This window comes from Candidatus Nanopelagicus abundans, assembly GCF_002288305.1.
GTDB classification, from domain to species: Bacteria; Actinomycetota; Actinomycetes; order Nanopelagicales; family Nanopelagicaceae; genus Nanopelagicus; species Nanopelagicus abundans.
The window spans coordinates 431,093-458,070 of record NZ_CP016779.1; the positions used below are offsets into that span (position 1 = coordinate 431,093).

Annotated in this window: 26 protein-coding genes; 12 read left to right on the forward strand and 14 right to left on the reverse strand. The window is 40.3% G+C overall.

Annotation, left to right across the window (positions count from 1 at the left end):
* Positions 1-24 precede the first annotated feature (24 nt).
* From B1sIIB91_RS02295 to dxs, 3 genes are read left to right on the forward strand one after another with little or no spacing between them, the layout of a single operon-like run.
* A complete protein-coding gene (locus tag B1sIIB91_RS02295) occupies positions 25-1,230 on the forward strand; it encodes a class I SAM-dependent RNA methyltransferase (RefSeq protein ID WP_095688021.1) in 1,206 nt (401 codons plus the stop codon).
* Between the two features lie 37 nt (positions 1,231-1,267).
* Complete coding sequence (acnA, locus tag B1sIIB91_RS02300; RefSeq protein ID WP_095688022.1) at positions 1,268-3,928, forward strand: aconitate hydratase AcnA; 2,661 nt, start codon at positions 1,268-1,270, stop codon at positions 3,926-3,928.
* Positions 3,929-3,964: 36 nt separating this feature from the next.
* Positions 3,965-5,899, forward strand: a complete 1,935-nt coding sequence (dxs, locus tag B1sIIB91_RS02305; protein ID WP_095688023.1) for a 1-deoxy-D-xylulose-5-phosphate synthase — start codon at positions 3,965-3,967, stop codon at positions 5,897-5,899.
* Here dxs and B1sIIB91_RS02310 read toward each other — a convergent pair.
* The 5 genes from B1sIIB91_RS02310 to B1sIIB91_RS02330 all read right to left on the reverse strand — a co-directional run bounded on the left by B1sIIB91_RS02310 (position 5,841) and on the right by B1sIIB91_RS02330 (position 11,943).
* Positions 5,841-7,943: a 3-hydroxyacyl-CoA dehydrogenase NAD-binding domain-containing protein gene (locus tag B1sIIB91_RS02310; protein ID WP_095688024.1), complete on the reverse strand. Its 2,103-nt coding sequence runs from the start codon at positions 7,941-7,943 to the stop codon at positions 5,841-5,843. The two genes, dxs and B1sIIB91_RS02310, sit on opposite strands and share 59 nt — an antisense overlap.
* A complete protein-coding gene (locus B1sIIB91_RS02315; protein WP_095688025.1) occupies positions 7,943-9,148 on the reverse strand; it encodes a thiolase family protein in 1,206 nt (401 codons plus the stop codon). The genes B1sIIB91_RS02310 and B1sIIB91_RS02315 overlap by 1 nt, the downstream gene beginning before the upstream one ends.
* Positions 9,149-9,218: 70 nt before the next feature.
* Positions 9,219-10,040: an iron uptake transporter permease EfeU gene (gene efeU / locus B1sIIB91_RS02320; protein ID WP_095688026.1), complete on the reverse strand. Its 822-nt coding sequence runs from the start codon at positions 10,038-10,040 to the stop codon at positions 9,219-9,221.
* Positions 10,041-10,107: 67 nt separating this feature from the next.
* The gene (locus B1sIIB91_RS02325; protein ID WP_190279182.1) at positions 10,108-11,391 is read right to left on the reverse strand and encodes an HRDC domain-containing protein; all 1,284 of its coding nucleotides are present in this window, start codon (positions 11,389-11,391) and stop codon (positions 10,108-10,110) included.
* 12 nt (positions 11,392-11,403) lie between these two features.
* Positions 11,404-11,943, reverse strand: coding sequence for a DUF3000 domain-containing protein (locus tag B1sIIB91_RS02330; protein WP_095688028.1), 540 nt, complete (start codon positions 11,941-11,943; stop codon positions 11,404-11,406).
* Between the two features lie 93 nt (positions 11,944-12,036).
* Between B1sIIB91_RS02330 and B1sIIB91_RS02335 the strand changes: the two genes are divergently transcribed.
* Positions 12,037-12,876, forward strand: a complete 840-nt coding sequence (locus B1sIIB91_RS02335; protein WP_095688029.1) for a DMT family transporter — start codon at positions 12,037-12,039, stop codon at positions 12,874-12,876.
* On the opposite strand, the gene B1sIIB91_RS02340 is transcribed toward B1sIIB91_RS02335, so the two are convergent.
* Positions 12,873-13,397 (reverse strand): dihydrofolate reductase family protein, encoded by a 525-nt coding sequence (locus B1sIIB91_RS02340; RefSeq protein WP_095688030.1) that lies wholly within the window; start codon positions 13,395-13,397, stop codon positions 12,873-12,875. The two genes, B1sIIB91_RS02335 and B1sIIB91_RS02340, sit on opposite strands and share 4 nt — an antisense overlap.
* 73 nt (positions 13,398-13,470) lie before the next feature.
* Between B1sIIB91_RS02340 and B1sIIB91_RS02345 the strand changes: the two genes are divergently transcribed.
* From B1sIIB91_RS02345 to B1sIIB91_RS02355, 3 genes are all read left to right on the forward strand, one after another.
* Positions 13,471-13,656, forward strand: a complete 186-nt coding sequence (locus B1sIIB91_RS02345; RefSeq protein WP_095688031.1) for a hypothetical protein — start codon at positions 13,471-13,473, stop codon at positions 13,654-13,656.
* 93 nt (positions 13,657-13,749) lie between these two features.
* Positions 13,750-14,751, forward strand: coding sequence for a C40 family peptidase (locus B1sIIB91_RS02350; RefSeq protein WP_095688032.1), 1,002 nt, complete (start codon positions 13,750-13,752; stop codon positions 14,749-14,751).
* A gap of 85 nt (positions 14,752-14,836) precedes the next feature.
* Complete coding sequence (locus tag B1sIIB91_RS02355) at positions 14,837-15,889, forward strand: glycosyltransferase family 4 protein (protein ID WP_095688033.1); 1,053 nt, start codon at positions 14,837-14,839, stop codon at positions 15,887-15,889.
* A gap of 20 nt (positions 15,890-15,909) precedes the next feature.
* Here B1sIIB91_RS02355 and B1sIIB91_RS02360 read toward each other — a convergent pair whose 3' ends face one another.
* From B1sIIB91_RS02360 to B1sIIB91_RS02370, 3 genes are read right to left on the reverse strand one after another with little or no spacing between them, the layout of a single operon-like run.
* On the reverse strand, positions 15,910-16,482 hold the full coding sequence (locus tag B1sIIB91_RS02360; RefSeq protein WP_223298615.1) for a response regulator transcription factor: 573 nt from the start codon (positions 16,480-16,482) through the stop codon (positions 15,910-15,912).
* 3 nt (positions 16,483-16,485) lie between these two features.
* Entirely contained in the window at positions 16,486-17,055 is a 570-nt protein-coding gene (locus B1sIIB91_RS02365; protein ID WP_095688034.1) for a sensor histidine kinase, read from the reverse strand.
* Positions 17,039-18,823, reverse strand: coding sequence for an AMP-dependent synthetase/ligase (locus B1sIIB91_RS02370; RefSeq protein WP_095688035.1), 1,785 nt, complete (start codon positions 18,821-18,823; stop codon positions 17,039-17,041). The genes B1sIIB91_RS02365 and B1sIIB91_RS02370 overlap by 17 nt, the downstream gene beginning before the upstream one ends.
* Positions 18,824-18,920: 97 nt before the next feature.
* Here B1sIIB91_RS02370 and B1sIIB91_RS02375 point away from each other — a divergent pair, with 97 nt between their 5' ends.
* Both B1sIIB91_RS02375 and B1sIIB91_RS02380 read left to right on the forward strand, forming a co-directional pair.
* Complete coding sequence (locus B1sIIB91_RS02375; protein ID WP_095688036.1) at positions 18,921-19,355, forward strand: SRPBCC family protein; 435 nt, start codon at positions 18,921-18,923, stop codon at positions 19,353-19,355.
* Positions 19,356-20,312: an ROK family glucokinase gene (locus B1sIIB91_RS02380; protein ID WP_095688037.1), complete on the forward strand. Its 957-nt coding sequence runs from the start codon at positions 19,356-19,358 to the stop codon at positions 20,310-20,312.
* Here B1sIIB91_RS02380 and B1sIIB91_RS02385 read toward each other — a convergent pair.
* Positions 20,302-21,411, reverse strand: a complete 1,110-nt coding sequence (locus B1sIIB91_RS02385) for an alpha/beta hydrolase (protein WP_095688038.1) — start codon at positions 21,409-21,411, stop codon at positions 20,302-20,304. The genes B1sIIB91_RS02380 and B1sIIB91_RS02385 overlap by 11 nt on opposite strands.
* A gap of 86 nt (positions 21,412-21,497) precedes the next feature.
* On the opposite strand from B1sIIB91_RS02385, the gene B1sIIB91_RS02390 reads away from it, so the two are divergent.
* The gene (locus tag B1sIIB91_RS02390) at positions 21,498-22,166 is read left to right on the forward strand and encodes a lysophospholipid acyltransferase family protein (protein ID WP_095688039.1); all 669 of its coding nucleotides are present in this window, start codon (positions 21,498-21,500) and stop codon (positions 22,164-22,166) included.
* Here B1sIIB91_RS02390 and B1sIIB91_RS02395 read toward each other — a convergent pair whose 3' ends face one another.
* From B1sIIB91_RS02395 to B1sIIB91_RS02405, 3 genes are all read right to left on the reverse strand, one after another.
* Positions 22,167-22,859 (reverse strand): PD-(D/E)XK nuclease family protein, encoded by a 693-nt coding sequence (locus B1sIIB91_RS02395; protein ID WP_223298616.1) that lies wholly within the window; start codon positions 22,857-22,859, stop codon positions 22,167-22,169.
* A 108-nt stretch (positions 22,860-22,967) separates the two neighbouring features.
* The gene (locus B1sIIB91_RS02400) at positions 22,968-23,624 is read right to left on the reverse strand and encodes a LysE family translocator (RefSeq protein WP_095688041.1); all 657 of its coding nucleotides are present in this window, start codon (positions 23,622-23,624) and stop codon (positions 22,968-22,970) included.
* A 175-nt stretch (positions 23,625-23,799) separates the two neighbouring features.
* Positions 23,800-24,114: a chemotaxis protein CheY gene (locus B1sIIB91_RS02405; protein WP_095688042.1), complete on the reverse strand. Its 315-nt coding sequence runs from the start codon at positions 24,112-24,114 to the stop codon at positions 23,800-23,802.
* Between the two features lie 92 nt (positions 24,115-24,206).
* Here B1sIIB91_RS02405 and B1sIIB91_RS02410 point away from each other — a divergent pair, with 92 nt between their 5' ends.
* Together B1sIIB91_RS02410 and B1sIIB91_RS02415 are read left to right on the forward strand one after the other, a co-directional pair.
* On the forward strand, positions 24,207-24,956 hold the full coding sequence (locus B1sIIB91_RS02410) for an enoyl-CoA hydratase-related protein (protein ID WP_095688670.1): 750 nt from the start codon (positions 24,207-24,209) through the stop codon (positions 24,954-24,956).
* A complete protein-coding gene (locus B1sIIB91_RS02415) occupies positions 24,956-25,786 on the forward strand; it encodes an SDR family oxidoreductase (RefSeq protein WP_095688043.1) in 831 nt (276 codons plus the stop codon). The genes B1sIIB91_RS02410 and B1sIIB91_RS02415 overlap by 1 nt, the downstream gene beginning before the upstream one ends.
* On the opposite strand, the gene B1sIIB91_RS02420 is transcribed toward B1sIIB91_RS02415, so the two are convergent.
* Entirely contained in the window at positions 25,783-26,922 is a 1,140-nt protein-coding gene (locus tag B1sIIB91_RS02420; RefSeq protein ID WP_095688044.1) for a HoxN/HupN/NixA family nickel/cobalt transporter, read from the reverse strand. The genes B1sIIB91_RS02415 and B1sIIB91_RS02420 overlap by 4 nt on opposite strands.
* Positions 26,923-26,978 lie beyond the last annotated feature (56 nt).

Here is a 26,978-nt window from a genome sequence, read left to right on the forward strand (position 1 = left end):
ACTTACACCCATAGGCTCACTCCTATGGAATTGAACGCTCAAGAGCGGTTAGAAGTTGGGCAGGTCATCGAGCTGGTTATTGGTCCCGTCGCACATGGTGGACATTTTGTTGCGCGCCATAACGGACAAGTTATTTTTGTTCGCCATGGCATAACTAATGAGTTAGTAAAAATTAAAATAACAGCAGTTAGTTCAAAGATTGCTCATGCTGATGTTATTGAAGTATTAACAGCTGCGCCATCTCGAGTTAGCGCCCCTTGTCAGTATGCCGGAAAGTGTGGTGGCTGCGACTTTCAGCATATTGATTTACTAACGCAGCGGAAATTAAAGGTTGAGATTATAAAAGAGCAGTTTGTGCGAATTGGGAAAATAGATTTACCTGCACTCGGATTTAATCTAGAGGTGATTGAAGTTGAACCTAGTGATGGATTGCACTGGCGAACCCGAATGGATTTTGCAGTTTCTCCAAATGGAAAAATAGGATTTTTTGGTGCTAGAAGTAATGAGGTAGTTGAAATTTCTCAGTGTTTAATTGCAGATGAACGAATGAACGTTAGTGAATTAGCTGCTCGAACCTGGAAATCAGATGCCAGGGTTGAGGTAGCAGTTTCTAGCACTAGTGAGGTTTCAGTTATGAGATCTGGTCGAAGCATTAGTGGGCCAACTCAAATTGTTGAGCAAGTCGGTGGCAATTCATTTAAAATTTCACCTGAGGTGTTTTGGCAAAGTCATAAATCAGCACCTGTAACATTAGTTAAAGCTGCCCTTGCCCAACTTGGTGTTAAAAGCAATGATCATGTATGTGATCTATATTCAGGTGTTGGCTTATTTGCAGCAGCAATTTTAAAGGAGCTTGGCGAACAAGGTTTCATCACCCTAATTGAAAGTGATAAGAGTGCAGTAGCAGATGCTCGAAAAGTATTTCTAAATAAGAGTAATGTTAAAATACTTCAAGGATTAGTTGCACAACAATTGCCAATAGTTAAGCGAGCAGATTTAGTTTTACTTGATCCACCTAGAACTGGTGCTGGTGAGGTAGTAATTAAACAATTGATAAAATTAAAGCCAAGAAAAATTGTTTATGTTGCTTGCGATCCAGCTGCTCTTGCGAGAGATTCAAAAACTTTAATCGACGCGGGCTATAAGTTGGATCACATATCTGCCTATGATCTTTTTCCGATGACTCAGCACATTGAGTGCGTGGCTGGATTTTCACCAGTAAAGAGATAGGATTAGCGTATTAGAAGGTGGAAAGAGGTGTGGGGCGTTGAGTAAGAACTCATTTAAGACCAAAACCACACTTGATGTCGCAGGTAAAAGTTATGAAGTATTTGATATTACTAGCTTTAAAGAAGCGGTTGATCTTCCATTTAGTTTAAAAGTTTTATTAGAAAACTTACTGCGCACCGAAGATGGTGCAAATATAACTGCTGAGCAGATAAAGAAATTAGCAGCCTGGGATCCAAATGCTGAGCCAGATACTGAAATTCAATTTACGCCAGCTCGAGTTATTATGCAGGACTTTACTGGCGTGCCATGCATTGTTGATCTTGCCACAATGCGAGAAGCGATCGCTGATCTAGGTGGAGATCCTGCAAAAGTTAATCCACTTTCCCCTGCTGAATTGGTAATTGATCACTCAGTTATTGCAGATCTATTTGGAACTAAAGATGCGTTTGAGAAAAATGTTGATATTGAGTATCAACGCAATAAAGAGCGGTATCGCTTCCTGCGTTGGGGACAAACTGCTTTTGATGAGTTTAAAGTTGTTCCACCTGGAACTGGAATTGTCCATCAAGTAAATATTGAATATTTAGCAAGAGTAGTAATGAGTCGAGAAGTTGATGGAAAACTTCGTGCATATCCTGACACCGTAGTAGGTACAGATTCTCACACCACAATGGTTAATGGTTTAGGTGTCCTTGGTTGGGGAGTTGGTGGCATAGAGGCTGAGGCAGCTCTACTTGGCCAACCGGTTTCAATGTTAATACCAAAAGTTGTCGGATTTAAATTAAATGGCCAACTACCGGTAGGAACAACGGCAACTGATCTGGTTTTAACAATTACCCAAATGCTTAGAAAGCATGGCGTAGTTGGAAAGTTTGTAGAATTTTATGGACCAGGAGTTAGTGCGCTACCAATGGCTAATCGAGCAACGATTGGAAATATGTCACCAGAGTATGGATCTACTTGCGCCATTTTTCCAATAGATGAAGAAACAATTCGCTATCTAAAATTTACTGGGCGTACTAATGACCAATTAGAACTTGTAGAAAAATACGCAAAATTTAATAACCTCTGGCATGATCCAAAAGCTGAACCAAGATTTTCTGAAAAGCTTGAACTCGATCTTGCAAAAGTTGTGCCATCAATTGCAGGCCCTAAACGACCACAGGATCGGATTTCATTAAGTGATGCTAAGAGTTCTTATGAAAAAATTGCGCCAACTTACTTCAGTGATAAAACCACAAAAAATAAGATTGATGTGAAGGTAAATGGTAAGCCAACTACTGTTACAAATGGCGATGTCGTAATCGCTTCAATTACCTCATGTACCAATACCTCTAACCCATCGGTAATGATTGGCGCTGCACTACTTGCAAAAAAAGCGGTTGAAAAAGGATTAACTAGTAAGCCTTGGGTTAAAACCACATTAGCACCAGGTTCTAAAGTTGTTACTGATTACTATGACCGATCTGGACTTACTCCATATATGGAAAAGCTTGGATTTAACCTTGTTGGCTATGGCTGCGTTACCTGCATTGGTAACTCAGGTCCACTACCGCTGGAGATTAGCAAAGCGATTAATGAGAATGACCTAGCAGTCTCTGCAGTTCTATCTGGAAACCGTAACTTTGAAGGAAGAATTTCACCTGATGTAAAGATGAATTACTTGGCATCACCACCACTTGTAGTTGCTTACGCATTAACTGGCACGATGGATCATGATTTTGAAAATGATCCGATTGGTGTAGGTAGCGATGGTAAACCTGTATTTTTAAAAGATATTTGGCCAACAACAGCTGAGATTGATTCCGTGATCACATCTTCAATCTCCTCAGATATGTTTACAAAAGATTACGCCTCAGTTTTTGATGGCGATAAAAGGTGGAAATCACTCGATACGCCGACAGGTAATACCTTTGAATGGGATAGTGCTTCAACATATGTTAGAAAGCCGCCTTACTTTGATGCCATGCCACGGAATCCAAAACCAGTAACAAATATTTCAGGTGCGCGTGTACTTGCAGTATTAGGTGATTCAGTGACAACTGATCACATATCTCCTGCTGGAAATATTAAAGTTGATTCACCAGCTGGAAAGTATTTAGCCGAACATAATATTGATCGAGCAGATTTTAACTCTTATGGATCAAGGCGTGGAAATCATGAGGTAATGATTAGAGGTACTTTTGCCAATATTCGCCTTAAAAATCTTTTACTTGACGGAGTTGAAGGTGGATTTACTAAAAACTTCTTAGCAAATGGGGAGCAGACAACAATCTATGATGCTTCTCGGGCATACATTGCAGAAAATATTCCATTAGTAATTTTGGCAGGAAAAGAGTACGGCTCAGGATCATCCCGAGATTGGGCTGCAAAAGGAACTGCGCTACTAGGTGTTAGAGCAGTGATTGCAGAATCATTTGAAAGAATTCACCGATCTAATTTAATTGGCATGGGTGTATTGCCATTGCAATATTTAAATGGCGCCAATGCTTCCTCACTTGGATTAGATGGCAGTGAGATTTTCTCAATCACTGGTGTAGAAGAATTAAATAATGGACAAACGCCAAAAGAGGTGACGGTCACAGCAGGGGATAAGAGCTTTAAAGTTAGCCTACGTATCGATACCCCAGGTGAGGCAGATTACTATCGCCACGGTGGAATCATGCAGTATGTATTACGCTCACTTTTGAGTAAATAGATCGCTTTAATAAGTATCAGGCTTTAAACTATCACCATGCTTTCAGAGATTAAATCACCGGCTGATCTAAAAGGCTTATCAAATACACAATTAGATCAATTATCTACTGAGATTAGATCTTTTTTAATTGAGCAGGTATCAAAATCTGGCGGTCACTTAGGGCCAAACCTTGGTGTTGTTGAGTTAACAATCGCACTACATAGAATTTTTCAATCACCAAAGGATGTAATTGTCTTTGATACAGGTCATCAAAGTTATGTTCATAAGTTATTAACGGGGCGAATAGCTGGATTTGAAAAGCTGCGTCAACGCGGTGGATTAGCTGGATATCCAAATCGTAGTGAGAGTGAGCATGATGTTGTTGAGAATTCACATGCTTCAACCGCACTTTCTTGGAGTGATGGAATTGCAAAAGGATTTGCATTAACAAATCAGCATGATAGAACTGTAATTTGTGTAGTTGGTGATGGCGCTTTAACAGGTGGTATGAGTTGGGAAGCACTTAATAACATAGCGGCAAATAAAAAAGAAAAATTAGTAATAGTTGTAAATGATAATGAAAGATCCTATTCACCAACAATTGGCGGCCTTGCTACATATTTATCAACTCTTCGAACAACTCGTGGTTATGAGAAGTTTTTAGATTGGGGTAAAGGTGTTTTAGAAAAAACACCGGTAGTAGGTCAACCAATTTATGAAACCCTACACGGAATGAAAAAAGGTATTAAAGATATTGTTGCACCACAAGGAATGTTTGAGGATTTAGGAATAAAGTATTTTGGACCAGTTGATGGCCATGATATCTCTGCGATCGAGCATGCATTGTTATCGGCTAAAGATTTTGGTGGTCCAGTACTCGTTCATGTTATTACTGAAAAAGGTAGAGGACATGCTCCAGCAGTTAATGATGAGGCTGAGAAATTTCATGCAGTTGGTGTAGTTGATGCTGAGACCGGACAACCACTTAGTAAAGCTGGCCAAAGTTGGACAAGTGTATTTTCAGATGAATTAGTAAAAATCGGTGCAAAACGTGGTGATGTTGTAGCTATTACCGCAGCCATGATGGGACCAACTGGCCTTGATAAATTTGAAAAAGCTTATCCAGATAGAACCTTTGATGTTGGAATTGCTGAACAACATGCAACAACAGCTGCTGCAGGTATGGCATATGCAGGCCTTCATCCAGTAGTAGCTGTCTATTCAACATTTTTAAATAGAGCATTTGATCAACTTTTATTAGATGTGGCTCTTCATAAAGCAGGTGTGACATTTGTATTAGATAGAGCGGGTATTACCGGAGATGATGGACCTTCACATAACGGTATTTGGGATCTAGCGCTAACTGGAATTGTGCCAACATTACATGTTGCTGCCCCTCGTGATGGTGAGCGAGTTAGAGAAACTCTTCGAGAAGCGTTAGATATAAGTAATGCACCAACTCTAATTAGATTTCCAAAGGGCGCCGTAAATCCAGATATTCCAGCATTTGAAAGAAGAGATGGCATTGATGTTTTATATCGAGGAGAGAGCGCTGATATTTTATTAGTAAGCATTGGAGCTTTTGCCCAAGTTGCAGTTGATGCTGCAGCGCAGGCATATCGAGAAGGAGTAGGCGTTACTGTAATTGATCCAAGATGGGTTAAACCATTACCAAAATCTTTAGTAACAATGGCCCAGCGCTATAAGAAAGTAGTAGTAATTGAAGATGGCATTAAGCATGGTGGTATTGCCAGCACAATCTCTGAGTTATTTAGAGAATCTGCACTTCATGTGCCGGTTCATTCAATTGGAGTGCCACTAGAATTTTTAGAACATGCTAAGAGAGCACAGATTTTAGAAGATTTAGGAATTACTGTTCAAAATATTACAAGATCACTTGTTACATGGAGTAGTGATGAGTTTTCAGTAGATACTAAGGAAGAGATGCCACTCCCTTTGGATGAAAACGAGCACCGCAAACCGCTTCGCTAATTCCTTCACGATCTAAATAAGGAAGTATTCCGCCTAAATGCATTGGCCAACCTGAGCCGAGCAACATACAAATATCAATCTCTTGTGGAGTTGAAATAACACCTTCATCAAGCATCATCTTTGCTTCAGTTGCTATCGCCTCTAATGCTCGCCTTCTAACCTGCTCTGCCGTTGAAGCCTTCTCACCTTTTTCAAGTAGTGCAAGTGCTGCAGGGTTTACAGTGTTAATACCTTGCTCATTTTTAACATAGAAAGTTTTAACACCTTCTTTAACAAAGCGTTGCATTGTTGGTGAAACTTTGTAGCGAACTCCTAAATTCTTATTTAGAGTTTGAGAAACATGCAGCGCTACTCCTGGTCCTACCAAGCCAAGTAATTCAAGTGAGGACATTGGAAAACCTAAAGGAGCCATCGCAGCATCTGCGACCTCATAGGCAGTTCCTTCATCCATTGCATCAGTAACTTCGCCCATAAATCTAGTTAGTAAGCGGTTAACTACAAATGCAGGTGCATCTTTAACAATAACCATAGTTTTCTTTAGATCTTTACCAATATTTATTGCAGTTGCAACAGTTGCATCATCTGTTTTAGATGTTCTAGCAACTTCAAGCAAAGGCATTACTGCCACTGGATTAAAGAAGTGAAAACCAACAACTCTTTCTGGATTCTTAAGTCCCTCACTCATAGCTTCAACTGAAAGGGATGAGGTATTTGTTGCTAAAATACACTCTGGCGTAATAATCGCTTCTAGATCTTTAAAAAGCTTTTGCTTTAGAGATAGCTCTTCAAATATTGCCTCAAGAATAAAATCTGCGTTAGCAAATACCTTCTGATCAACTGAGCCAGAGATATTACCTAGTAAGCGAGTTGCTGCCTCAGGATTTAATCTTTTCTTATCAACTAACTTTTGGATCTCATTTTTTATCCAAGCTAGACCCTTATCTACTCGCTCCTGATCTAAATCAGTAATTACTACTGGAACTTTTAAATTACGCAGCATAAGTAGGGCAAGCTGAGAGGCCATAAGACCAGCGCCAACCACACCAACTTTAGTAATTTTACGAGCAAGAGCAGGTTTAGGAGCACCCTCAACTTTTTTGCGTTTCTTCTGTATTAAATTAAATGCATAAAGTGAAGCACGTAGGCCATCACTCATTACTAAATCTGATAACACCTTTGTTTCAGCTGCGTATCCATCTCTTACCGTATTTGTTTGCGCAGCTTTTATTAATTCAAGAGCGGCAAGGGGAGAAGGTATTTGTGCGCCGCTATATTTTTTAGCAACTGCAGCTTTTCCAGTGGCAATAGCTCTCTCAAAACCTGTGCTATCTTTACTAAAATCTTTGCGATCAATTTTCTTTTTCCCACTTAATATATCTGCTGCAAACTTAACAGAATGTTCAAGAAAATCAGCTGGTTCATAAACCGCGTCGACCACACCGAGTGATAGGGCATCTTTAGCTTTTAACATGGTGTTGTTATTTAAAGCATTTAATATAATCACCTGAACCGCATTTTCTGGACCAATAAGCTTTGGTAGCAGTGTTGCCCCACCCCATCCAGGAACTAATCCAAGGAAACACTCTGGTAGGCCAATAAAGGCAGTTGAAGCCAGAGTTCGGTAATGAGAGTTAAGACCAACTTCAAGGCCGCCACCTAGAGCTAAACCATTAATAAATGCAAAGGTTGGTTTCTTACTTTCATATAGTTTTAGAAAAACTTCATGACCAAGATCGCCAAAGGCGGTAGCAACTGATTTATCACTTACTGAGCCAACTCCTGATAGATCAGCACCTGCTGCAAATATAAATGGCTTACCAGTTACTGCAATTGCAACTGCATCTGATTTCTTAGCTTGATCTATCGCAGCTGAAAGTGAATTAAGGGAAGCCGGACCAAATGTATTTGGGCGATTATGATCTGCCCCGTTATCTAAGGTAATTAAAGCTAATTCACCAGTATGACCAAATGGGCTCAATGAAACCATTCGCAGTATTGCATTTGTTACTACCTCATCAGGAGCGCCCGCTAATACTTCAACCACTACTTAGCACCTTTATAGTTTGGATTTTCCCAGATGATTGTGCCACCCATACCAAGACCGATACACATTGTTGTAATGCCGTATCTAACCTCTGGGTGATCAGTAAAGGCGTTTGCTAAGTTAAGAATTAATCTCACTCCAGATGAAGCAAGTGGATGCCCAACTGCAATTGCCCCGCCATAGATATTTACTCGCTTATCATCATCGGCAATTCCAAAATGATCTAGAAATGAAAGTACTTGAATTGCAAATGCTTCATTGACTTCAAATAAACCAATATCAGAAATATCTAAGCCAGCTTTTTTAAGTGCTTTAATCGTGCTAGGCACTGGGCCGTATCCCATAATTTCTGGCTCAACTCCGGCAAATGCAAATGAAACTAATTTGGCTTTAATTGGCAGGTTTAATTCTTTAGCTTTACTCTCTGATGCCAAAATTGCAGCTGTTGCACCATCATTTAAACCAGCAGCATTTCCAGCTGTTACTCGACCAGCTGCGCGAAATGGTGTCTTAAGAGCGCCTAATGCTTCTAAAGTTGTTTGCGGCCTAGGTGGTTCATCAACTGTTGCCACACCCCAACCTAACTCAACAGTTCTAGTTGCAACTGGAATTAAATCAGGTTGAATCTTATTTGCAGCATATGCTGCAGCAGTTTTTTGCTGGGAGGCAAGAGCGTATTTATCTGCTCGATCTTTAGTTAGGTGTGGAAACTTGTCATGTAATCTTTCAGCAGTTGCGCCCATTTGCAGCGCATCAGTTTCAACAATTCTCTCGGCTAAGTATCTTGGATTTGGATCCATGCCATCACCCATCGGATGATTTCCCATATGTTCAACACCGCCTGCAATTGCTAAATCATAAGCACCCATATTTATGCCACCAGCAATTGTTGTTACTGCTGTTAACGCACCGGCACACCATCGATCAATTGAATATCCAGGTACTGATTTTGGAATACCAGCAAGGATTGAAACAGATCGACCAATATTCATTCCTTGATCACCAGTTTGGGTAGCGGCGGCAATTGCAACATCATCAATTTGATCAACTGGCAGATTTGGATTTCGCTCAAGTAGGCCGCGAAGGCAGCGAACCATAATGTCATCAGCTCTAGTGCCAGCATATAAAGAGCCAGCTTTACCAAATGGAGTTCTAACCGCATCTACTAAAACCACATTGGTCTTTGCTGTAGCGCTTTTAATCATTAAAGACTCCTAGCTAGATAAACCTAATAAGGCTTAGGTTACTAGCCAGTAATGATATTGGGTAGTGGGCTTACTTACTTACTAAAGTTTGAACTGTCCTAGCCGGGCGTGTGTATAGGCGTAAAACTAAGCCAAGGTAGGTGGCCCAAAGTGCTAGTTGCACCCAAGATGTGTTTACATCAAAGCCAACTGTGCCAGCTAGTAATGTGCCTGCAATTGAATCCTTTGCCATGACTGATGAGATATCCCAAGCGTATGAGCCATCACCAGGTAACCAGCCCAACTCCTGATACTCATGCACGCCATAGGAGAGAACTCCAGCTGCAACAATAATTAATGCCACACCTGTGATCTTAAAAAACTTACTTAAATTTAACTTTATTGAGCGGTTATAGATTAAGTAACCAAGAATTACTGCAACTGCCAGACCTGCAACTAAGCCGATTGAGGCACCTGATGTAGCAGCGACAGTTTTAAAGTTTGTATAAACAAATAATGCGGTTTCAAGTCCCTCTCTAGCAACTGCAAAAAAAGCAGCAGCAGCGAGAGCTAATGGGCCAGCGCTAAGGGCAGTATCAACCTTGCCATGAAGATCATCTTTTAAGGTTCTAGCTACTCGCTTCATCCAAAAAACCATCCAGGTAACTAAACCAACTGCCACAAAGGATGTAGTACCAGCGAAGAATTGTTCACCACGCTCTGATAATTCAGCTGAGGTAAAACTTAGAAAGCCGCCAAGTGCAAAACTTGCAGCGAGCGCAATACCGACGCCAGTCCAAATTGGAGTTAGAAGTTGGCGACGATCAGTCTTAACCACATAGGCAACTAGGATGCCGACAATTAATGCCGCCTCAAGTCCTTCGCGAAGTGCGATTAAAAAGGTACTTAACATGGCTTGAGCCTATGCCTAGGGTAGGGAATTACGCAACTTAAGTGTTGCGTAATTCCTGTGATAATCCTTACGCGCTCGCTTCAGCCTCAGATTCGCCCGCCGGGGGCTCAACAACTACCACCGGCTCAATCGCATCTAATTTAGCCGCTATTACAGGGCTAACCTGTTCAATCTGCCAGGGGCGTGCTCCCATTTGAGTTAATTGGGTAATCACAAAGCTTTCATATTCACTGCTACTAGAAGGTGGTTGCTGCCAGCATATCTTTTTTACCAATTCAGGAGTTACTAGGTTTTCAGTAGGGATTTGAATTTGTTTTGATAACTCAATTAGCGCTGCTCTAGCGTGAGTTAACCTGGCATATCCAAGTGGGTTCTTTTCCTTCCAAATCTTCATTGGCGGTAAATTCTCTGAAGCAACTCGAAATTCAGGTTGTTGATCAAGGGGCGTCTTTGGTGAGTCAGTTAAAACCTTAAGCCAGGTATTAAATGGCGGTGATTCTAATTTAGTGCGCCAGCTAATTACCTTAGCAACAGCTTCAAGATTATCTGGCCTAATTATTGCAAGTTCAATAATTGCTAAATCTCCTAATACTCGACCGGGTGCTAGATCTATTTGCCTAGCTATTTCATCTCGGGCTAGCCATAAATCTCTAACAATTGTCATCGTCAATCTATCTCGAACCTTATGCATACCAGAGGTGCGCCGCCATCGATCAGCCTTTGGTTGATCTGAGAATTTGTAATCTTTATAGTTCTTTAATATTGATGTGAAATCCTGCTGGGCCCACTTTAATTTTTTTTGCTCAGTAAGTAAGTTCTCAACTGCATTTCGAATATCAAGTAAAATATCAACATCGAGAGCGGCATAGGTAATCCATTCAGGCTTTAATGGGCGAATAGACCAATCAACAGCTGAATGCTCTTTAGCAAGAGTTAGTTCTAATAAACTTTCTGCTAGTGCTCCTAAGCCAACTCTTTCACAACCTGCAATTCGTGCCCCTAATTCAGTATCAAATAGCAGTGTTGGCTTTAAACCAACCTCAATTAGGCATGGCAAATCTTGAGTACTGGCATGAATTACCCACTCACAACTTGAAAACTGTTTATTAAATTTTTTCCATAATTTTGAATCTTTTAGGGGGATTGGATCTATTAAATGTAATCCACCGTCTTTGCGATAAATCTGAATTAAATAAGCTCGCTGGCTATATCGATAGCCAGATGCACGTTCGGCATCAATTGCAATTGGGCCATTACCCAGGGCTAATTGATTAATTAATTCTTCAAAGCTACTTTCATCTTCTACAAGAGTAGACATAGCATTACGGGGTACTAGAAGTGGGGTACTCATTTCCTACTTAGTCTAACTATTACGAGCGATTGAACTAACACCTTGCGGGATTGGCTCAAGACCAGCTGCCATTGCAAGTAGTTCAAGCCAAGCATTTACATGAGATAGTAAATTTTCACCATCAGTTGGTGTCCATGATGCACGAATTTCCATCTCAGAATCTTCTTCTCGATCAGCTAATGCACCAAAGGAGGCACTTGCAACTCTAGTTACCGTGCCACTTGGTGCACTAAATTCACAGTTATTTTTCTTAAGTGCTTCAAGTAACCAGGTCCAACCTATTTCAGGTAGTAATGGATCAGATGCCATCTCTAAATCAATTGCAGATCTAGCAAAAGTTACACATCGCCATTGTCCACCCCAACCCTCTTGACCAGCAGGATCATGTAGTAAAACAAATCGACCGGTTGCAGCATCTTCTAAAACATCTGCAGTCATTGCTAATGCATGTGGTGCCAATTTTTGTGGAGCTGGCACAGCCTCAAGTGATATTTCACCCCGTGGCTTAAGTGCCAATATCGGCGCAGTTAATTGCTCAAAGCTTAATTTCATGGCTAAAGGATAAATTGGATATGGGGTAAGTAAGTGAAGGCGCGAGGAATTAGTGATAATTAAAAACTCAGACCAGCGCGCTAGGCTTAACTTATGGCCACAATTCTCGCTTTGTTCTCATCTTTGTTGTGGGGCAGCGCTGATTTCCTTGGCGGCAAATTAACTAAACGCCATCCAGCTTTGGCAGTTACAGCTGCATCGCAAAGTATTGGTTTAATAACTGGAATTTTAATTGTTGTAATTAGTTCATCTTGGCTATTGCCAACTCTAAGTTGGGATAATTTTTTCCTACCCGGTGTATTAGCTGGCTTACTCGGATTTATTGGCTTAATAGCTTTTTATACTGGACTTGCAACTGGGCAAATGGGCGTTGTTGCACCAATTAGCGCACTAAGTGTTTTAATTCCTTTAACAATTGCATTTATTAATGGCGAGAAGCCAAACACAATGCAGCTAAGCGGTATGAGTATTGCTTTAGTTGGCGCAGTTTTTGCAAGTGGGCCAGAAATAAAAGCTGGCATGACCATAAGGCCATTAGTTTATGCAGTCATTGCTGCCTTTGGATTTGGTGGCGCAGTTGCTTTTATTGCCCAAGGATCAAGTTCAAGTGCAATTATGACCATGACAACTATGCGCTTTACTACTTTTATTGTCTCTTTATTTTTGCTTGCAAAATATAGAACTTTAGGAGGATTATCAAAGAAGAATGTTCCAATTTTAATTGTAATAGGCGCAGCAGATTTTATTGCAAATCTTTTCTTAGGGGTTGCAACTACTAAAGGTTTGGTCTCCTTAGCTGTTGTTTTAGGTTCGCTATATCCAATTGTTACTGCACTGTTAGCTTTTAAACTTCTACAGGAGCGTCTGCATAAAATTCAGTATGTAGGTATTGTTTTTGCAATAACTGGAGTAGCAGTAATAGCTGCTGGTTAAATTTTTTTATACCGTTCAAACTTAGTTTCTTCGATGATTTCTTGACTTACTAATTCAAAGTTAGCCACAAGGTGATCTACTGAAATTCTATTCTCGCCATCTTTGACTAAATTAGTGGTTAGATAAAGATGATCAATTAAGCCTTGATCAATGAGTGATTGAAGCAACATGGGCCCTGCTTCAACTAGAACTTTTATAGCGGATGAGCTTTCTATTGGCGGAAAATTTTCACTTATCTCCTTAAACAATTGCGCAGGAGTTAGTAAGAACTGCTTTGCTAATTGATTCTTTGGCTGCAATCTAACCTTGGTGTGGGTAAGAATATAAAGTGGGATAGGTGTGCGCTTATAAGGTTCGCGCCTGGCGGTATTGCCACCAATGATGATCAGATCAGATTCTTCTCGCAGCTGTTTAAATCGCTTTCGATCCTCATCATTAGATAGCCCAATGGATGAACCAGCTACGGTGGTGGCTCCTGATTTACCCACGATCAAATTTGCGGTGGTTATTAAGGCTCTCATAGGTAGCAGGTTAGCGAGTGTCAGTGCCTACTCCTACTCTTTTACTATGATCATAAATTGTCAAACATGTGTAATGAGAGAGATCGCCTGTGGCGATTGTGTTATTTCTGTGCTGCTTGAAATTAAGCCGCTGCCTGGTAAAAACGCTGAACTCACAAAAGGTGATGAAGCTGCAATTAATTTGCTTTCAAATGCTGGCCTAGTACCCCCTTTAAGATTTAAAGCAGGCAGGAATCTGAAATTGCGAAATATCGGCTAAATAGTAAAAAAGATCACAAAATTTGGAAAATTCTCAGCCCGCTACGCTTATGTTGGGTTGAGAATCGTAGCCAATGATGGCTAGCATTTCTGAATGAGAAAATTACTGCGCTCACTTTTTTCTATTTTTATCGCAGCAACAGTATTAACACCAATTTCAGCCAATGCTGCTCCAAATCTAATTGAGGTGCAGGGTCGGGTTAGAGATCTGCAGGAGCAGGCCACAACAGCTGCTGAAGGTGCGCAGGAAGCCAAGGTAACTTTGGCAAAATTAAATAAAACTTTAGTTACTGTACAGCAGGAAGCAAGCCAGCAAGGTGCCTCAGTAACTGCAATGAACAAATTAATTGGCGCTATTGCAGCTGATCAATATAAGTCTGGACCACTTAGTAAATCATTAGAACTACTTTTTTCCTCTGATCCTTCGTTGTATTTATCAACAGCTGGTTCACTTGAGGCGGTTACTAGAAAAAAGAGCGCTGATTTAAAGAAATTTTCCGTAGCTACACAAAGATTAAATGCCACATCTTTAACTGTGGCCGATAAATTATCATTAGTAAAAGCAGCTGAGGTTAGGTTTAAAAAACAATTAGAAACTGCTAACTCAAAATTAGATGAGGCAGAGGCATTACTAGCAAAATTAACTGCTGCAGATCGAGTGCGACTTGCAAAATTAAATGATGATGAAGAAGATACCGATCAACAGAGATCACTTGCTGATGCTGGCAAGTATGGTTCACTCTCTGGTCGAGCAGGAGTTGCAATTAAGTATGGACTGGCCCAAATTGGGGATAGGTATGTCTTCGGTGCTGACGGGCTTACAACTTGGGATTGCTCAGGATTAACCATGCGCGCATTTGGCGCAGCCGGTGTTTCACTGCCACATTCTTCAAGAGCCCAATATAAATATGGCAAAGCAATTGCCAGAAAAGATTTACAGGCAGGTGATTTAGTATTTTTTGGAAAACCAATCTCACACGTGGCCATATATCTTTCTCCAGATCGTATGTTGACTGCGCCTAGATCAGGCAGTCGAGTAAAAATTGCTAATATGAATATGGGCAAGAAGCCTTATATAGGAGCACGCCGTTTATAGTGAGAAAAAAGTTTTATTAATCACAAATGATCTTGGTCCAAGAGCAGGTGGTATTGAAACTTTTCTTCTAGGCCTGATTGAAGGAATGCCATTTGGCGCTCTAGTTATTTATACATCCGCACAAAAAGGATCGGTCGAGTTTGATAAGCGGCTATATGAAAAATTTGGCGCAAGAGTAATTAGAGATAGAGCTAAAATTTTGCTACCAACTCCAAGAATTACAGAACGAGCGATAAAAATATTAAAGAATGAATCAATAACCAGGGTTTGGTTTGGCGCAGCAGCTCCACTGGCGTTAATGGCTAGTGCGCTTCGTAAAAATGGAGTGAGCAATATTGTGGCTTTAAGCCATGGTCATGAGGTCTGGTGGGCAAAGATTCCTATATTTAAACAGCTACTTAAGAAGATTATTACTGATGTTAATTACCTTGGCTACCTTGGGAATTTTACAAAAAGTGAAATTACTAAAGTGAGTAATGAGCCAAATAAACTAATACAAATTGCCCCAGGTATAGATACCAACCATTTTATGCCTAGAACTGCTAGTGCTAAATTAATTGCAAAATATAGATTAGAAGATAGACGAGTAATAATTTGTATTGCCAGGTTAGTTCACCGCAAAGGGCAAGATCAATTAATACAAGCTATGCCTAAAATATTACAATCACATCCGGATGCAATTTTGTTACTAGTAGGTGTTGGCCCAATTAAACAGATGTTAGAGAACTCAGCAAGGCAGCTACGGATTACTCATAAAATTGTATTTGCCGGCAGAGTTTCACATGATGAATTGCCAGATTACTTAGCTATTTCAGAGATCTTTGCAATGCCAGTTCGTTCTAGATTTTCAGGTCTTGAAGTGGAGGGGCTAGGAATTGTTTATTTAGAAGCTAGTGCATGTGGCAAGCCAGTTGTGGTCGGTAACTCAGGGGGCGCAGCTGATGCAGTAATTGATGGCGTAACTGGGCTACTAGTTGATTCAAGTAAGGTTGATGAGATTTCAAATGCAATTTGTAAATTACTTGATGATCCAATCAAGGGTAAGCAAATGGGTCAGGCAGGTCGAGATTGGGTCATGGAGAACTGGCAGATGAGTAATTGGTCTAAGAAATTTAACAAATTATTATTGGATAATTAAATTATTTACTAAAGCGATACTCACTGCTTGCGCACGGTTTCCGCACTTAGTTTTCGATAGATTGCCGATAGATGAGTCTTAACAGTGGGCTCGGTTAAAAAAAGCATGCCAGCAATAGCTGATGCCGTTGCTCCGGTTGGTAGCAGTGAAAGTACATCTAACTCTCGATTCGTTAGATCAAAATCAATGACTTGCTTTGATTGTTTTAATTCACCAGCTTTCATAAACTTATTTGAACCAGCACTAATACAGTTTATAATTTCAATTAAATCATTAATCGCAGCACCTTTAGTAACAAAAGCACTTGCCCCAGCCGATTTTGCACTTTCTAGTATTTCACTTTGATCATGCATGGTCAGCACTACAAATTTACATTTACTCTTTTGGGATATAGCAATTTTAATTAAATCTAAACCACTTGATATACCTAAGTTAATATCAACTAAGGCAATATCAGGCTGAAATTTATTAATGACTGCTAATCCTTCACCTACTGTTGATGCTTCAGCTACGACATTAAAGTCAGTTTCTGCTAGCGCAGCTATTAATCCAGATCTAATTAAATGGTGATCATCAACTACGACAATATCCATAAACTAGAGTGTAATTAAGATTATGCTCCCAGTGGACCCGGACTTAATTTCAATTAGCGCACCTATTCCTTCAAGTCGCTCCTTGACGCCTAGCAGTCCGTAAGAGTGTTGTTTTTCAAGGGCGCCACCATTTCCATTATCTTTTATTTGAATTTGATTTACTGTTAATTTGATCTTAATTACTGAGCAATTTGCATGACGCATTGCATTAATTACTAACTCTCTAACTGCTCGCAGTAATTCAAAGCGCTGCTCGGATTTAACTTCAACCTCACCTTGAATTTCATAGGTGATATCAGTATGAGAAAGTATTGTTGATAAGTGCTGATCTAATTGTTCTTTAATAGATCTGCTTTCATTTGTGCGCAGTTCAAAGATCTCATCTCTAACCTGATTAATTAAGCCACTTATTGAAAATCTAATCTGGCGAAGGGGAGTGCGATTAATGTTGTCTAAATTATTACTGCCAATTATTTGATCTAGCCGGTAACCTAAGGATGCTAACTCCTGTGCCAAACCATCATGAAGCTCTCGAGCTAGTCGAGTTCGTTCTGAATTAGGCGAAGAGTTCATCAATCTCGCTAGCAAATTGCTGTGATACCACATGGCGCTTAACCGATAACTTAGCTGTTAGTTGACCGCCCGCAATTGTAAAATCAACTGGCAGAATCGAAAATTTACGAATTGACTCAGCTCGGCTAACTGCTTTATTTGTGTCATCTACTGCAGTTTGAATCACGGCAATAAGTGTTGGATCCTTCGCTAACTCGGCAATAGAAGCATTTTCTTTCTTATTAGCAACTGCCCAAGGCCTAATCGAATCTGGATCTAAGGTAATTAGTGCTGCAATAAATGGTTTGTTATCGCCAACTACCATGCATTGACTAATTAATGGATTAGAGCGCAGACGATCTTCAAGGACTGCTGGTGCAACATTTTTACCGCCGGCTGTAACAATTAATTCTTTCTTACGTCCAGTAATTGATAGGTAACCTTCATCATCTAATTTTCCAAGATCCCCAGATTTAAAGTAATTATCTTTAGTGAAAACTTCATCGTTAGCTGCATCATTTTGCCAGTAACCCTTCATCACGATTGGTCCCTTAATTAATACTTCACCATCTTCGGCAATCTTTATTGTTGTGCCAGGAATAGGTTTACCAACTGTTCCTACTTTGTGCGCAGAAGTTAGATTTAAAGTTGCACCTGCTGTGGTTTCAGTTAAGCCGTAGCCCTCTAATACTCTAACGCCAGCTCCACGATAGAAGTGGCCTAATCTCTCACCTAAAGGCGCTCCACCTGAAATCGCAGCTTCAACTCTGCCACCAAGGCCAGCGCGAATCTTTGAATAAACTAATTTATCAAATAAGCCATGTTGCAGTTTTAATAATGGTGGAACACTCTTGGCATCTAATGCTCTGCTGTATGCAATTGCAACCTCTGCTGCTTTATGGAAAATCTTTCCTTTGCCTGCAGCTTCTGCCTTTGCTTCTGCGCCATTAAATATTTTTTCAAAAATACGTGGTACGGCTAACACGAAAGTTGGTTTAAAGCTACCCAGATCTTTTGGTAATCTAGTTAAATCACTGCAATGAGCTAAGTGAAGGCCTGCTGTAATTGCGCCAATTTGAACCATTCGACCAAATACGTGTGCGACTGGCAAGAACAAAAGTGTTGATCCACCAGGCTTTAAGAAAAGATCACTTGCGCCATTTACAACATTTCCACATTCAGATAAGAAGTTTCCATGAGTTAGTTGAACACCCTTTGGTTTACCAGTTGTACCAGAGGTATAAATTAAAGTAGCAAGAGTTTCTGGCTTTAAAGCTGCCCTTCGCTTACTTATTTCCTCATCACTTACATCTTTACCATCGTGGGCTAAGGTAGCAAGTGCGTTATAAGTGATATTCCAAATATTTTTACAACTTGCTGGCATAACTGGTGTCACTAATTCAACTAGAGCAGGAGTTTCAACAATTATGGCAACCGCTGCTGAGTCAGTTAAAATCCAATCAACTTGCTCAGCACTAGATGTTTCATAGATTGGCACAGGTACTGCGCCCGCATACCAAATAGCAAAATCTAAAACTGTCCACTCATAACGAGTCTTTGCCATGATCGCAACTCGATCACCAACATTAATTCCTGAGGCAATAAAACCTTTAGCAACAGCTTTGATTTCTTCCTCATACGCCTTTGCTGTAACTGCCTGCCAGCCATCACCTAATGGGCGCGAGACAATTACTCGCTCTGGTTCAAAGTGGGCACGCTCAGCTATTAAGTTAGTTAAGTTACCTGCAGCCGCCGGTGGAATAATTGAATTGATGGTCACTTCATTCATGGGGGGAACGCTATATCAGCGGGGATATTTACGCCATAAGGCAGCCCCTTAATATTGCTGAGAATACAAAACTCCTACTAGGCGGTAACATTGAGCCATGTCGTCAGTAAGCACCTCAACAGTAAGTATCACTGCCAGCGTCGATGAAGTTCGGGCAGTTTTATTTGATATTGCTAGTTACCCAAGCTGGTCAACCTCTTTTAAGTCAGTAACGGTATTAGCTAGTGATGGGCAGGGCAGGCCAACACAGGTGAGCATGAGTGTTGATGCTGGCGCACTTAAAGATAAGCCAACATTAAATTACGACTGGTCGGCGTATCCTGATCGTTTAGATTTTTCATTAGAAGATGCTGATCTACTAACGCAGATGAGCGGTGGTTATATTGTTAAAGATAATGGTGATGAAACTGAAGTTACCTTTGAATTAACTGTGGCACTTTCAATGCCAGTGCCAGACATTATGCGCACGAAAGCTGAAAAATCTACAATTGATTTAGCCCTAAAACAATTGAAAGAAAAACTAGAAAACTAATTGAACACTGTAATTAAAGGTTCAGATTTAACAATTGGTATTGACATAGGTGGCACAAAGATTTCTGCAGGAGTCGTAGACAGTAGTGGAAATTTAATTGATTCATCAAAGTGCTCAACACCTGCTGAGGGTGGTAAAGAACTAATTTCATCAGTAGTTAATTTAGTAAAAGAGTTGAATAAGAAACATGAAATCAAAGGTATTGGAATAAGTATTGCAGCACTAATCTCCTCAGATTATGGAACAATTGTTGGTGCTCCAAATATTGCAAACTTAAGTAAGCTAAATTTTGCAAATGAAATCAAAGAAGAATTTAAACTACCCATAATTATCGAAAATGATGCAAATGCAGCAATGTGGGCAGAATTTAAGTTTGGTAGTGCCAAAGGTTTAAATCCAGTAATGTTTTTTATAATTGGCACTGGCGTAGGTGGTGGTCTAGTAATTGATGGCAAATTATTTAAAGGTGCAAACGGTATTGGTGCTGAGTTCGGGCATATGTGTGTGGTGCCAAATGGACTTTTATGTGGCTGTGGCGCTAAGGGATGTATTGAGCAATATGCATCAGGTGGTGCATTAATTCGTTATGCCAATGAAGCCTTACTGGCCAATCCAGATAAATCTGAAGAAGTATTAAATTTTGGGGAAGGTAAATTATCTGGAACTGCGTTAACAAAGGCAGCAAAAGCTGGTAATGAATTGGCCTTAGCTGCATTTAGTAAACAAGCTGATTGGCTTGGCTTAGCATGCGCATCGTATTCATTAATAATTGACCCGCAAGCAATAATTATTGGTGGGGGAGTAGTAGATGCTGGTGAATTATTTTTAACACCTGTCAGAGCTGCAATGCGTAAATACATGCCATTTGCTGAATCACATGTGCCACCAAAAATCATCGCTGCAAAGTTTGGAAATGATGCCGGATTAATTGGGGCTGCAGATCTAGTTAGAGCGTAGCTCCATCTTCATAGTCATCATCTTTTCGAGCAGTATCCCAAATTAAATTAGCAACAGAGGCACTCACGCCAATTACTACCGGCCAAAGCCCTAATACTTCAAAATCAGTTAAATTATAAGCAAGTAGATATACAAGACTTGAAGTTAAACCAACTAAAGATAATCGCTGATTTTTATTTAGTATAAAGCGGTGAGGATTTGGTGGCTTAAAACGTTCTACTTCATAAATACCATCTAACTCATCTAGGTAGGTAGTAGGGGAGGATTCATCGAGTGATAATCCAGAGACTATTGAATCAAACTCTGCATCTACTAGATCAGTCTCATTAAAATCACTGCCTCGCTTTAATTCACCACTTAACACATCTTGAATAAATAATTTACTTTCAGCATTTAATTGTTCACAGTCATAGTCAATTGCAACATTATGATATGAGTTCTCAAAAATAACTTCCCGAATATCTACTGAAAAAATATTATCAATTACAGTCATTGAGTTTTCAGGATCAACGGCGTGATCATTAATTGAATAGGCCACCATAATTGGTAGATCGATTAAATACAGATCGCGTTCAACTATCTGCCACAGTTTTCGAAGCGAGTCGAATGCTTTAAGGGGAGTGCGGTGATATGCATGCTTTATTGGATTAGGGGCTGCGATATCAGTTGGCCCTTTTTTAACTGAGGAAATAAAGTGTTTAAGAAATGGAGTTAATTTAAGAAATAAGCGACGATCATGAATTGAAGGATTTAGTAGTAGCAAGCCTTCAACTTCACTGCTACGAATCTGACAAAGCCGAAGTGCTAAAGCTCCTCCCATTGAAAAACCAGCAATAAATACTCGATCACAATTTTTTTGTAACTCTAATAATTCTTGCTCAGCTGCTTTATACCAATCTTGCCAAGTAGTTTTATTCATTTGCTGCCAACTACTGCCATGACCTGGCAGACATGGCGCGGATACGGTGTAACCAAGAGTGTTTAAATAATTTGCCCAAGGTGCAATTGATACTGGAGATCCGGTAAAGCCATGTAGAACCAGCACACCTATTTTTCCACCAGTTAGGTTAAATCCGGCTGAGTTTGGAATCGAATTCACGCTCAGATGGTGGCACAGATTCCCTTAGCCACTAAATTAGACCCGTGGCATATTCGATATTAAAGTCCTTTTTGATTCCGCTCCTAATGTTTATTTTTCGACCTAAGGTAACCGGACTAAGGCATGTGCCAAGTAACGGTGGCGTAATCATTGCTTCAAATCATCTCTCCTTTAGCGATTCAATCTTTATGCCCCTAGTAGTTCCTCGTAAGGTTACTTTTTTGGCAAAGAGTGAGTACTTCACCTCACCTGGCTTAAAAGGGTTTATTAAAAAGTTAACCTTCATTGCACTAGGTCAGGTCCCAATTGATCGCTCTGGCGGAAAAAGAAGTGAGGCAGCTTTATTAACTGGGCTACGACTTCTTAATGAGGGCCATTGCCTTGGCATCTATCCGGAAGGAACAAGATCCCCCGATGGTCGTCTTTATAAGGGCAGGACTGGTATTGCTCGAATGGCAATTGAATCAGCAGCTCCAGTAATTCCAGTTGCAATGTTTAATACCGCTGAGATTCAACCAACTGGGCAAGTTGTGCCTAAGGTGAGAAGAGTTGAAATGGTATTTGGTGAACCAATTTATTTCACAGGAGATTCAACTGATCAAGGTGTACTCAGAGCTGCTACCAATGAACTTATGGAAAAAATAGCCCAGTTATCTAAGCAGGAGTATGTATCAGATACTTATGCATCAGATGCTAAAGATGCTATCAAAAAAAGTTTTAAGGATAGGACTGAATTTGATGAAGATGATGCCTAATTACTTCTCGCTAATAAACTCTCTGCGTGTTGTTAAGTAATTACACATATCACAGTTATCTTTTGCCCCTGGCATTTGCGAGCTAACTACAGTAATAAAATCAGTTAACCTAGTTGAGAGTGCTTCTGGGTTTCTAGTAATTGGTCGCCAGGTGTGCTTTAACTTAAGTCCAAATCCTTTATTAACATCACCTGCTGGTTCTAGTAATGACCAAACTAGTAATCCCATTAGTGAAACTTTCTTAGCCTCACCTGCTGCTGGATTTTCTAAAGCAAATGCATAGGCCTCAAGCTGAGGTTGGTATAGATCAGTCTTATCTGAATCCTTTGCTTGGAATTTGCAATCAATAATTCCATAAGTGCCATCGGTGAACTCAATTAGTAAGTCATATTTACCTCGAATTGCATACTTAGTTGGCTTAGCATTTACATTAATAAAAGATGATTTAACCCAACCACCTAAATCAGTCACCTTGCCTTCTGGCAGGACTGGTGCGATATCTGCTGTAGTTTTATTCTCAAAGTATTTTTCTTGCATATTTGCAAGATCACCAACTAATGGCATAAAACCAGGAGTTCGAAGGCCATGATTGTAATTAAGCCATAAACACCTGTGGCAACCGCCCCAAGAAAAAGTTAAATCAGATGGTGAGATAAATTCACGAGCATTTCCTACTGCATTAGATGATGCCATTATTACTCTTTTCTTTGCGCCCATGAGGGCCTATGTGGATTTTCTTAGTATAACTCTGGCACTGACCACTGACATTGATTATCAGTTAACACCACTAAAAGTGCTTGATTAAGCGGTGAGGATTGCGGAGGCGATTGTGAATAAACCAAGCCCAATCATGACGCTTCCACCAAATCTGCGCATAAATACCAGCCTACCCAAATCACTTGCTAACCATTGCCTGACTGTGCCAGCTAAAATGCCGTAAGTACTATCTGAGATGAAAGCAATAATTGCAAAGACCAACCCCAAAAAGAGTAGCTGGGAAGTTACATTATTCTTTTCTTGATCAACAAAGGCTGGCAAAATTGCAGCGAAGAAAACAATTGATTTTGGATTTAGCACGCCAACCCAAAAGCCATTTTTAATTGAGGTAATAATTGATGGTTTTAAGCCTTCAGTACTTGTCATTGACTGCGCATCAATCTTGCTTGCAGCAATTGCGGCATACCCAAGATAGATCAGATAAAGCCCGCCAAGTAATTGAACTGCGTAGTAAAAAGGTTTGGAGCTTTGCAGCACTGGGCCAAGGCCGACGGCAACTAAAACCGAAACTAAAAACATTCCAGTTGCATTGCCTAAAACTGTTGCAACTGCTGCTCGCCTACCCCAAGCAATCGCTCTTGCAATGGTGAAAAGCACTGATGGTCCAGGGGCTAAAATGATCAAAATTGTCGCGATTAGATACTCCCAAAGGCGCGATGGGATTAGATCTGAGGAGAACATCTAATTATTCTAGTACTAAATAATGAGGTATTCAAAATTTATAGGGAATCTAAATCTTATTTTATACTTTTAATTACAAATGAATTTATAAAATTTTACTACCCCTAATATACCAATGGATGGGTATATATTTGAGAGATAATAGGTTTAGCTAATATTTAAAACAAGATTTCAATTAATCAGAATGTCTTGCACAAATTTGTTCACCATTTGGTCCAGCTGTTAGGTGCCTGCAAGTGGCTCCTAATTTATCAAAAGCATTGTCACCAAAATGTGAGCGATATGTAAGGGCTAATAAAACTCTGACATTTACTTGACCATTTGATTTGATCGAAAATGCATGGGCAACACGTGAGACAGTGTTCTCGATTACTTTTTCAGTATGAGCTGTTGTTTTAGCAATTGCTGAATTTGTTAGCCCATCGCATAGATGCTCACAGACTAACTGCTCAAACGGGGTTAACTCTCGAAGCAAAATGTTAACGTCCAAGGCCGTCTCCAATGATCTGGCTCCATTGTGCTCTTATTTATGAGCCCGTCAAGGCACATGGCATTTTGGCAATTTGCACCTATTATTACCGCGTGAGTTTTATATTAGATGAGCAAATTGGCGCGGTTCTACGCCTGACCTTAAATCGGCCTGAAAAGAAAAATGCGATAACTCAGGATATGTATCAAAGGTTGGCAGATAAAATAAATGAAGCAGCAGGAGATTTCTCAATCCGAGCGGTTGTAATTAATTCAAATGGTGATTCATTTACAGCAGGTAATGACATCAATGATTTTGCGAATGATCCACAAATGGATGAGGGATCTCCAGTGTTTAATTTTCTATTTGCAATTCACAATTTCCCAAAACCATTAATCGCTTCAGTTAAAGGTAGAGCTGTCGGAATCGGTACAACCATGTTGCTTCACTGCGACCTTGTAACAGCAAATCCAGATACGCAATTTTCTATGCCATTTGTTTCACTTGGCCTAGTTGCTGAGGGCGGTTCAAGTTACTTGTTCCCAAGGTTAGTAGGACACGCAAAAGCTTCTGAAATATTGCTTACGGGTAGAACTTTTTCTGCAGATGAAGCGAAAGAGATGGGCTTAATTAATTCCATAGCAGCTGATGAGTTAGCTGCTGCAATGGCATTCGCCAATGAAATTGCAGAGCAACCACCGAATGCGGTAATTAATACCAAGGCGTTGCTTAAGAGTGGATCACATGAGGCGCTTAATCAGGTTATGAAAGCTGAAGGAGTTTTATTTAAAATGGCAGCAGAATCTGATGAAGCACAACTTGCGTTTATGAACTTTTTAGCAAAAAAGAGTAAGGTCAAGTAATGTCACTTATAGGTAAGCGAATATTTATAACTGGTGGCTCTCGAGGTATTGGTTTAGCAATTGCGCTACGAGCTGCAAAAGAGGGTGCATCAATTGCAATCGCAGCAAAGACCACAGAAGCACATCCAAAACTGCCTGGCACAATTCATACTGCAGCAAAAGAAATAGAAGCAGCCGGTGGTAACGCACTGGCAATTCAATGTGATATTCGAGATGAGAATCAGATTGCATCAGCAATAGAACAGACCGCACAAGCATTTGGCGGAATTGATATTCTAATTAACAACGCTTCTGCTATAAATTTAACAAATACTGAAAGCACGCCGGCGAAGAGATTTGATTTAATGATGGGTGTAAACACTCGCGGCACATTTTTAACATCCCAAGCTGCTCTGCCATATTTAAAGAAGAGTGCTCAAGAAGGTCGTAACCCACATATCTTGATGCTCTCACCACCACTTTCTATGAAAGGAAAATGGTTTAAGCCCCACCTTGCTTACACAATGGCAAAGTATGGAATGAGTATGTGTGTTTTGGGATTAGCAGATGAGTTAAAGCGAGATGGCATTGGAGTTAATGCTCTTTGGCCAAGGACTGCAATTGATACCGCAGCCCTTGCCATGATTCCAGGCATAGATACCGCTTTTTGCAGAACTACTGAAATCATTTCAGACTCTGCATACATAATCCTAAATAGAGCTGGTAAAGAGTGCAGCGGAAACTTCTTTATTGATGATGAGGTTTTAGCAAGTGAAGGTATAACTGACTTAGATAAGTATGCCGTGGTGCCAGGAACTAAAGAGTTTATAAATGATTTGTATGTGGATTAAAGCTTAAACTCTTTATGCTCATGCTCGGTCTCTTTAATACCTGAAGAGTAACGAGCTTCATACCTTCCAAGGCGCCAAATCAAGACCGAGATAAGCCATGTGCCCACAAATGATGCAACAATAAAGTAGCCCACTCGATTTAAATCAAGTGACGCAATGAAGGTAAATGGTTGATAATTATCAATATTTGTTTTATTTGCAAGTACGCTGACAAACTGAATTGTTCCAATTACAAATGCTACAAAAATCGATAAGCCAGTTGTCGTTATGTTGTAATAGATTTTTCGAAGCGGAGAAGTAAAAGCCCAGGCATAGGCTTTAGTCATAAATATTCCATCAAGGGAATCCATTAGTGACATTCCAGCTGCAAAAATTAAAGGTAGTGCGATGATTGCAAGAGGTGGCAGAAAGCCACCAACAGTGCCCACTGCGGCGGTAGCTGATAGCGCAAGTAGTGCTACCTCAGTTGCAGTATCAAAACCTAAGCCAAATAAAACACCAACTGGGTATAACTGCCAGGAGTGATCAAAGCCTTTCTTGAATACGCCACGGAATACCCTGCGCATTAGCCCGCGCTCATTTAATAACTCAGTCAAATGCTCATGGGAAAACTTACCGGTTTTCGCCTGCTTCCAAACTTTAATAATCCCAATCAAAATAACTAGGTTCAGGATTCCAACTAGATACAAAAAGATAGTTGAAACTGATGCTCCAATTAAGCCACCTGTCTCGGCAAAATCTTTTTGAAATTTAGCGGCTTGGCGGGCGGCAAATGCCACACCGATACATAGTGCTAGCACAATAGTTGAGTGGCCTAATGAGAAAAATAATCCGAGAGCTATTGGATTTTTACCTTTTGCCAGCATCAATCTGGTGGTGTCATCGATGGCCGCAATATGGTCGGCATCAAAAGCGTGTCTTAATCCAAAAGAGTAGGCAAGTGCGCCAGCGCCTGCGTAGACAAGTGCGCCACTTGAATCAGTTAATGAGCTATAGGCTGGATTTGAATTGAAGTGAATAAATAAACCCCAGCCAGCAATATGTAAAAATGCTACTACTGAAAAAACTCCAATCAACGATGGCAATTCCTGCCGTGTAAATCGCAGATGTTGGCGTAGTTGGGTGGGTTTACTCACTGCCTTAGGTTAATGCAAACGATTTGCATCTGCAAAAACGATCGCAGGTGTTGCTA